The 2,279-nt window shown below is 51.0% G+C and carries 4 protein-coding genes; 2 read left to right on the top strand and 2 right to left on the bottom strand.

Annotated features, from left to right (window positions below):
- Positions 1-405, bottom strand: a 405-nt coding sequence (locus E0D98_RS23470; protein WP_131891148.1) for an inovirus-type Gp2 protein, incomplete at its 3' end; no start/stop codon positions are given.
- 203 nt (positions 406-608) lie between these two features.
- On the opposite strand from E0D98_RS23470, the gene E0D98_RS23465 reads away from it, so the two are divergent.
- A complete protein-coding gene (locus E0D98_RS23465) occupies positions 609-806 on the top strand; it encodes a hypothetical protein (protein ID WP_000236763.1) in 198 nt (65 codons plus the stop codon).
- A gap of 345 nt (positions 807-1,151) precedes the next feature.
- On the opposite strand, the gene E0D98_RS23460 is transcribed toward E0D98_RS23465, so the two are convergent.
- A complete protein-coding gene (locus tag E0D98_RS23460; RefSeq protein ID WP_071528427.1) occupies positions 1,152-1,301 on the bottom strand; it encodes an Hha/YmoA family nucleoid-associated regulatory protein in 150 nt (49 codons plus the stop codon).
- Between the two features lie 751 nt (positions 1,302-2,052).
- Between E0D98_RS23460 and E0D98_RS23455 the strand changes: the two genes are divergently transcribed.
- Positions 2,053-2,259: an AlpA family transcriptional regulator gene (locus tag E0D98_RS23455; protein WP_000632607.1), complete on the top strand. Its 207-nt coding sequence runs from the start codon at positions 2,053-2,055 to the stop codon at positions 2,257-2,259.
- Positions 2,260-2,279: the final 20 nt, after the last annotated feature.

The raw sequence follows: 2,279 nt of genomic DNA, 5'->3' as shown, positions 1-2,279 counted from the left end.
TCCGGCATCCACTCCCAGGGCACTGCACCAGGCCTGTTTAATCATCCCGGCCAGTGACCCCGGAGCGCGGTAATCGCCGGCACGACACCAGGTATCCCGGTTGACCAGCAGCAGCAGGTGATAGTGTTTTTTGCCTTTAAGCTCCCCGAACTCCCGGGCCCAGGCGTAATGCAGGGTCGAGGAATGCACGCGTTTACCTTCCCGATGCTTACGTTTCTGGTAAGCGTCGATTCGGGCTTTCAGGGCATTGATGAAGCGGGATATCACAGCCGCGTCCGTTGCTGCCGGTACATCCGGGAGACGCAGATCAACCCGCAATGCCGTCAGACGGGGATGAACATCCAGTGCGTGCAACACCGTCTCACGAATACGTTGCTGCCAGAAGGGGTTGTATTTGTAGGTCATGGTTAAATCTCCGTATGGTTTCGTTCATACGGATTAACCACGCCGTAAAAAATGCGCAGAGTCCCTGAAGTGATCTCCAACCAGGCAATATCTCAGGCACTCTGAGATAACCCGACTGTCGTCTCCGGACTGACGGCTGAATTTTCAGCGTTGTTTTTTTAATGCAAAAAGCCGGTTACGGATAAGATTGTGAGGAGGACGTGATGGTGATACGCAAAACGGTGTGCAGGGATTGTGATAACGCCATCCCTCATAATACGGAATGTTGCCCGGGCTACGTGTCAGCAGATCCCTTCGATTATTACCGGAATACCGATCGTCTGCTTTGTCTACTGACGTTACTGCCTGTGCTGATTCTGGCTGTCGTTTCAGGCGTCAGTGTATTTGTACTGTTGCAGTAGGTAAAAGGGGAGAGATTAGCCGGAGTCAGCGGAGCAGAGCGCCCCGCCACCTCTGCGTTTGCTGTGCCAGACAGTGACAGTAACGCACCAGCTCCCCGATAAATACGAGAAAACCTCAGCAGAGGTCGGTAATGCCCGAAAATCGGCCCATTACCGCCCACGCCTCCGGCACCATTCCCTTTTGATTTCGAATTCTTTGTTGTCGCTATACCGCTTAACGTTCCCGGTATTATCCTGGTTCCCGACAACAGGAACATATTCAGCTTTTAACAACCTGAGAAAACCCAAAAAGAATCACACAGAGCAGATAACACCTGGCGCAATACCTCTGTGATTACCGAACGTTCAGGTGACATATTTCCAGACAGAAGCCGGCACGCGATCGTAAAGCTTGTTCATTGTCAGTTCTGCCAGCCGATGATCGACCGCAGAGTTGAAGGCTTCCATCTCCGCTGGAGTAAGCTTATAACGCGTGTGGGAAATCACTTTTTCCAGTGTCTCCCGGGATGAACAACGACGGAACTGCTCTGGTTTTAACTTCCATTAGCCTCTCATCACTTTATGCTGCAATTAACGTGATACTGTCAGCATACCGTACCAGACTGACATTCTGGTACCCTCCCCAAACTCATTACTCCCGTACCACCACTTAACCGGTCTCTCAGACTGTCACTCACCAGGTCGGTGTCAACGACGGATGCTTAATGCACTCTGTTCACGTGCGTTGCTGGTACGTTTTATATACGCAGGTTATACGCCAGCTATCAGGGATAGCGCAGTCCGTTGCTACTGCGTTCTCATCATGCCCACTGATCACACTCACCGTGTTTATTTCACATATATGAACTCATGTATTTGATCTCATGTGTTTGATCTCTCTTATATATTTATAATACCAATCAGACAGTCTTATCCCATCGGTGATACCTGTCGCCTGCCCACCGGACACGGTCTGCCCCATCGTAACCGCCCCGTAAATAACTCTGCAATTATCAGAACGCCAGTTTTCCCCTCTTCCTCACGAAAATCATCCCTTCTTTATCGCGCGCGCGTGCGGAAGCATCGTTTCGTAACAACCACCCGGCATACCGGTACGGCTCAGCCACCGTAACCTCCCCGTTTATCTCCTGGCGGTCACATTCCCGATTATTTTTTACGTTTCTCCCCGGTTGTTATGCCGGTGAAGGTGGTGCGTTGTTTTCATGACCACACCGGCTGGTTTAACAACATCCGGAGGAACATTCTCATGATCACCCCAGTTTCACTGATGGATGACCAGATGGTCGACATGGCATTTATCACTCAACTGACCGGCCTGACCGATAAGTGGTTTTACAAACTCATCAAGGATGGTGACTTTCCTGCGCCCATCAAAATGGGCCGCAGCTCCCGATGGCTGAAAAGCGAAGTGGAAGCCTGGCTGCAGGCGCGTATTGCACAGTCCCGTCCGTAATTCTTAACCGTTCATCTGCA

Source organism: Escherichia sp. KCJ4928, from assembly GCF_004352695.1.
Classification (GTDB): Bacteria; Pseudomonadota; Gammaproteobacteria; order Enterobacterales; family Enterobacteriaceae; genus ECMA0423.
The sequence above is the reverse complement of the archived record's forward strand: the minus strand, read 5'-3'. Positions and strand labels throughout refer to the sequence as shown.

Bases quoted from the DNA above. Each gene is read 5' to 3' on its own strand.
- E0D98_RS23465 (WP_000236763.1), top strand. From the start codon at position 609: ATGGTGATACGCAAAACGGTGTGCAGGGATTGTGATAACGCCATCCCT.
- E0D98_RS23455 (WP_000632607.1), top strand. From the start codon at position 2,053: ATGATCACCCCAGTTTCACTGATGGATGACCAGATGGTCGACATGGCA.